5 protein-coding genes are annotated in these 4,441 nt (G+C 64.6%); 2 read left to right on the plus strand and 3 right to left on the minus strand.

Going from position 1 to position 4,441, the window contains the following annotated elements; translation table 11 throughout:
* Nucleotides 1-1,063, plus strand: a 1,063-nt coding sequence (gene gndA, locus ACLP25_RS31455; RefSeq protein ID WP_442473011.1) for an NADP-dependent phosphogluconate dehydrogenase, incomplete at its 5' end; no start/stop codon positions are given.
* Nucleotides 1,064-1,176: 113 nt separating this feature from the next.
* Here gndA and ACLP25_RS31460 read toward each other — a convergent pair.
* The 3 genes from ACLP25_RS31460 to ACLP25_RS31470 all read right to left on the minus strand — a co-directional run bounded on the left by ACLP25_RS31460 (nucleotide 1,177) and on the right by ACLP25_RS31470 (nucleotide 3,602).
* The gene (locus tag ACLP25_RS31460; protein WP_442473012.1) at nucleotides 1,177-1,836 is read right to left on the minus strand and encodes an SOS response-associated peptidase; all 660 of its coding nucleotides are present in this window, start codon (nucleotides 1,834-1,836) and stop codon (nucleotides 1,177-1,179) included.
* Nucleotides 1,837-2,882: 1,046 nt separating this feature from the next.
* A complete protein-coding gene (locus ACLP25_RS31465; protein ID WP_442473013.1) occupies nucleotides 2,883-3,131 on the minus strand; it encodes a hypothetical protein in 249 nt (82 codons plus the stop codon).
* A 129-nt stretch (nucleotides 3,132-3,260) separates the two neighbouring features.
* Nucleotides 3,261-3,602: a hypothetical protein gene (locus ACLP25_RS31470; RefSeq protein ID WP_442473014.1), complete on the minus strand. Its 342-nt coding sequence runs from the start codon at nucleotides 3,600-3,602 to the stop codon at nucleotides 3,261-3,263.
* Nucleotides 3,603-4,062: 460 nt separating this feature from the next.
* On the opposite strand from ACLP25_RS31470, the gene ACLP25_RS31475 reads away from it, so the two are divergent.
* Nucleotides 4,063-4,441 (plus strand): cyclic nucleotide-binding domain-containing protein (locus ACLP25_RS31475; protein WP_442473015.1); only part of this gene is annotated, 379 nt, incomplete at its 3' end.

Raw genomic sequence — 4,441 nt, forward strand, 5'->3', positions numbered from 1 at the left:
CGGAATGGGCGTCTCGGGCGGCGAGGTCGGGGCGCTCGAAGGACCGAGCATGATGCCCGGCGGCGATCGCGCGGCTTACGACCGGCTCGCGCCGTTCCTGGACAAGATGGCGGCGCAGGTCGATGGGACGCCGTGCTGCGTCTACGTCGGCCCCAAAGGCGCAGGTCACTACGTCAAAATGGTGCACAACGGGATCGAATACGCCGACATGCAGCTCATCGCCGAAGCGTATGATCTCATGAAAAGCCTCTACGGTCTCGACGCCCCCGCAATCGCCGAGATCTTCGCCGATTGGAAGACAGGCGATCTGGACAGCTATCTGATCGAAATCACGGCCGCCGTGCTGAGGAAGACCGACGCGACCGGCAAGCCGCTGATCGACGCCATCCTCGACGAGGCCGAGCAAAAGGGCACCGGCCGCTGGACCGCACAATCCGCGCTGGAGCTCGGCGTTCCGCTGACTGCCATCACCGAGGCCGTGTACGCCCGCGCGCTGTCCGCCCAGCGCGACAGGCGCATGGAGCTGGAGCGGAAAATCGCGCGTCGGCCGCCCGCGGCGCAGAAGTCCGACAGCGCCGCGATCGCCGCCATTCGCGACGCGCTCTACGCCTCCAAGATCGTCGCTTACGCGCAGGGCTTCGAACAGATGTCGTCGGCCTCCGCCCAGTTCGACTGGGACCTCAAGCTTGGCGACATGGCGACCATCTGGCGCGGCGGATGCATTATTCGCGCGCGGTTCCTTGATCGAATCAAGGACGCCTACGCTCGGGATCCAAAGCTCTCAAACCTGCTGTTCGACGACTATTTCCTTTCCGCGGTGGCAAAGGCGACCGACGCCTGGCGGCAGGTGGTCGGGCTCGCCGTCGCCAACGGCGTTCCGGCGCCCGCCTTTTCGTCGGCGCTCTCCTATTACGATGGTCTCCGTCGCGCCCGCGGGCCGGCCAACCTTCTGCAAGGCCTGCGCGACTATTTCGGCGCCCACACGTATCGCCGCCTCGACAAACCCGGCCGCTTCCACACCCGGTGGAGCGAGGACGGCGCCGAGCAGCGAGCTGACCCCTGAGGTTCAGCGCGGCCAAACGCAGGGGGTCTCGACGTCGGCGGACTTTCTCTCGATGCGACACGCGCGGGAGCAGCAGCTCGCGATCCGCTCGAGCGGCTCACGTTCTGGCAGCCCTAAACGGCGGCGCCTGGCCCCCCATCCGATCGCTCGCCCCTCGCCACGATCCGCAGCGCTTCATCCGGTAGCGGCCGCTGCAGTTCGAGCGCGTCGGGCGTGTCGGCCGCGAGCCATCGGTCGATCTCATCGGGCGTCGTCAGGATGACCGGCATCGCCTTGGGATGAATCGGCGCGACGACCGCGTTGGCTTCGGTCGTCAAGAATCCGAACAGCTCATGCTCGCCCTCGACCGGCGCGCCCTTGGGGCCCCTGCGGCCGCGCCAGGGCGTCCACAGGCCCGCGAAGGCGAATAGCGGCCTCTCGTCGGCCAGGGCGAACCAGACGGGCGTCTTGCGCGGCTTCGTGTCCTCGTATTCGCAAAAGGACGTAGCCGGCGCGACGCACCGGCTTGCCTTGCCCAACCATCGCCGCCAATGCGGCCTTTTCGCGTTGCGGATGTTGGTCACGGGCTGTCCGCCGAACTGAGGCGGACCGGGCATGCCCCATCGCGCCATGACAAGCTCACGCTCGCCGTCGGCCCCGAGGCGAACGATCGGCGCCATCTGATCGGGGAAGATCGCCGGCAAGGGCGGCAGGTTGCCGGCGCGATCGTGTTTGACGGCGAAGAGATCGCGGATGGCCGATTGGCCCTTGGTGACGCTGCAGAGGTTGCACATGAGCGTCGACTATGGCCCGCTTGGCTGCGCGCGGTCGTGCTGGGGCGCCAGTCTGTTCTCCTTCGCTGAAGCCGTCTAGAATTCTTCTAGCCGATCAATGACGCGAGGGACACCGGACGACAAGGGCTGGCGACGATCAAGAGCCGGCGCCCCACTTGCTGAGGGGTGGAGGCGAAAGGGGGGCGCTGATGCGCGCCCCTCACTCGACCTCGTCTCCGCTCGGCGATCCGGAGACGTGGCCACAGCTCCTCTCCGCACAGCCATTCGTCGCTCTTGAACACCGGCCATCCAATGTATATTTGGTGGGGTCCGAATCTGCTTTGCTTTTATAATGGCGCCTATCGCCCGGCGGCATGACTGGAGTCGAGTTGCTCCGGGAGATTCGGCGTCTCCACCCCAGGCTGCCTGCGCTTTTGACCTCGGGATACGCTGACGCGGCGGCGCGCCAGGCTGCCCTCGAAGGCATCAATGTGCTCCCCAAGCCGTGCGATATGCCGACGTTGGGGAGGGCGCTGGATCTGGCGTTCGATAGGTCCCGCCGAATGATCGACGAGCGGCCGCTTTCCTCGCCTTGCGGCGTTCCCAGAGCCTAGTGCAGCAAGCCGCCTTGCTTATGCCGGGTGAAGTGGGTGACGTCGGCATTTCGCGCCATTCGTATGAGTTCGATAATTCGCTCAGCGTCGTGAGTAATTGGAGTCGACGCTACAGAATTCGGCCCGCGGGATTCGTCAGTGCTGACCGCTATCTTTTTCGCGTGAAGAAATGACGTGTCAAGCAAGTGCGCTAACAACGCATCTCCTACGCTGACCACCGCCCTACTCCTTAACGTCAGTTTTACCTCGATATCTTCGATAAGGTGTGATATCGACTTGCGTCCTCGGTCACATCCCATTGGTCAAGCTCCCGCCCGGAAGCCCTCCTCTAAACCCTTTAGCCCGATATCATTAACCATAAATTATCAGAGTCAACTGATTCGTAGACTGTGGCGGCATTTGCAGGAATCGCCACGAGAACGACCAGGGGCGCGCTGCCCCGCGCCGCCGGAATCAGGCGATCTTCCCGGGCAACGCCGCGCGCCTGTCCGGGTTCGGCCTGATGCAAAAGGCAACTTCGCCGGCATCGACTGCCGAAAGATGACACGCGAGAGCGCCGGGCGGCCAAGACAGGTTCTCCGTCTCCCGCAGCGCCCCGTTATTGTCGCCGGCTGTCAGTTCATTTTCGCCGAGAACTGCGGGGGCGTTCCCCATCAGCGTATCGAGGAATTTCAGGCGGTAGGTCTTCCGACGGGGGGTCATGCGCCGCCGTGATTATGCGTTGAAGCTCTTTGATTGGGTTAGTTTCCGGCTCACATTTGTATGGAACTCGGATCCGGGCGGGTCGTCCGGCGCGCGACGCGCTCCGCCGGATTTGGAAGACGGGGGGATTTAGTTCACCCGGTTCGACGCCACGTCTCTAAACCCCATGAGCGCCGCCGAACGGTCAAGCGGCGGGGGTTCCTCGCCCAGATCGTTCGCCCGAGCCAAGACAGCAGCCCGGGCTGGGGCGACACGGCGCAGGAACGCCAGCGTGCGCAGCAGCGAAGCTCCTCCACAGGCGGTCAACGTGGCCGTGGCTTCCGCCGCAACCAGGGCGATGCAGTCGCGTTCGTCGAGGCCGGACTTGGCCGCGAGATGACAGGCAAACTCGATCGCCGCCTCCGCGACCGAGCCGGGGTCCAAACCGCCGCCTATGTCTGCGAAAGTCGAGCGGGCGGGCGCGTGCGGCATGGTGGAACCCCTCCGAATCACTGGAAACAATCGAGGGGTAATCCGCACCGGCCGGCGCGGCAACCCGTCACGCAACGGAAGGGAACTCGGAAATTCACCCTGCGAGGAGGATGCCATCGCGCTTGCCATTCCCCGTCCCCGAGACTGACGCCCAAGTATTCGCGGAATCCGCCTTCGCCAGACGTTGCCGGAAGCGCGTCCACGGCGCCGACGAGATCAGGGCTGGATTGTCGCCGAGCGGCTTGTGGAGCATCTTGAGCGGGCGGGACTCGTCGAAGTGAAACGCTCGCCGCAGATCGGAGCAGCGAGCCGTGGGAACGGCTACGAGGACCGCAGGTTTTCCATCTGCCTTTGGGTTTCCGAGCCTTTGCCGCCGTCAAGAACAGTCCTAGAACGGGCGGAAAGCGGCAGGATGCGGACTTCAGACTGCTACAGCGGGGCGAAACTGGAGGGCTTACCTATGCGCAAGGTTCTTTACGTCTTCGGACTGCTCACCGACGCCGACATCGCGTGGATGGCGCAGACGGGCGCGCGGCGAGGAATCAAGGACGGGGAAATCCTGATCCACGAAGGCCGGCCGATTGAGACGGTCATTCTGCTGTTGCAGGGCGAGTGCCTGGTCACGGACCGTGCGATGGGCGAGATCGCGCGGCTCGGGGTCGGAGAGATCTTGGGCGAAATGTCGTTTGTGGATTCGGCGCCTCCGTGTGCAACCGTGACGGCCGCGGGCGAGGGACTCGCGCTCTTCCTCGACAAGGAGACGCTCGCCCGCAAGCTCGAAGCCGACGCCGCTTTCGGCTGCCGCTTCTATCGCGCGCTCGCGATCTTCCTTGCTGATC

Source organism: Roseiarcus sp., from assembly GCF_052145395.1.
Lineage (GTDB): Bacteria > Pseudomonadota > Alphaproteobacteria > Rhizobiales > Beijerinckiaceae > Roseiarcus.

Excerpts from the sequence above, each read along its gene's own strand:
- ACLP25_RS31465 (WP_442473013.1), bottom strand. The coding sequence starts at position 3,131 with ATGACCCCCCGTCGGAAGACCTACCGCCTGAAATTCCTCGATACGCTG.
- ACLP25_RS31460 (WP_442473012.1), bottom strand. The coding sequence starts at position 1,836 with ATGTGCAACCTCTGCAGCGTCACCAAGGGCCAATCGGCCATCCGCGAT.
- ACLP25_RS31470 (WP_442473014.1), bottom strand. The coding sequence starts at position 3,602 with ATGCCGCACGCGCCCGCCCGCTCGACTTTCGCAGACATAGGCGGCGGT.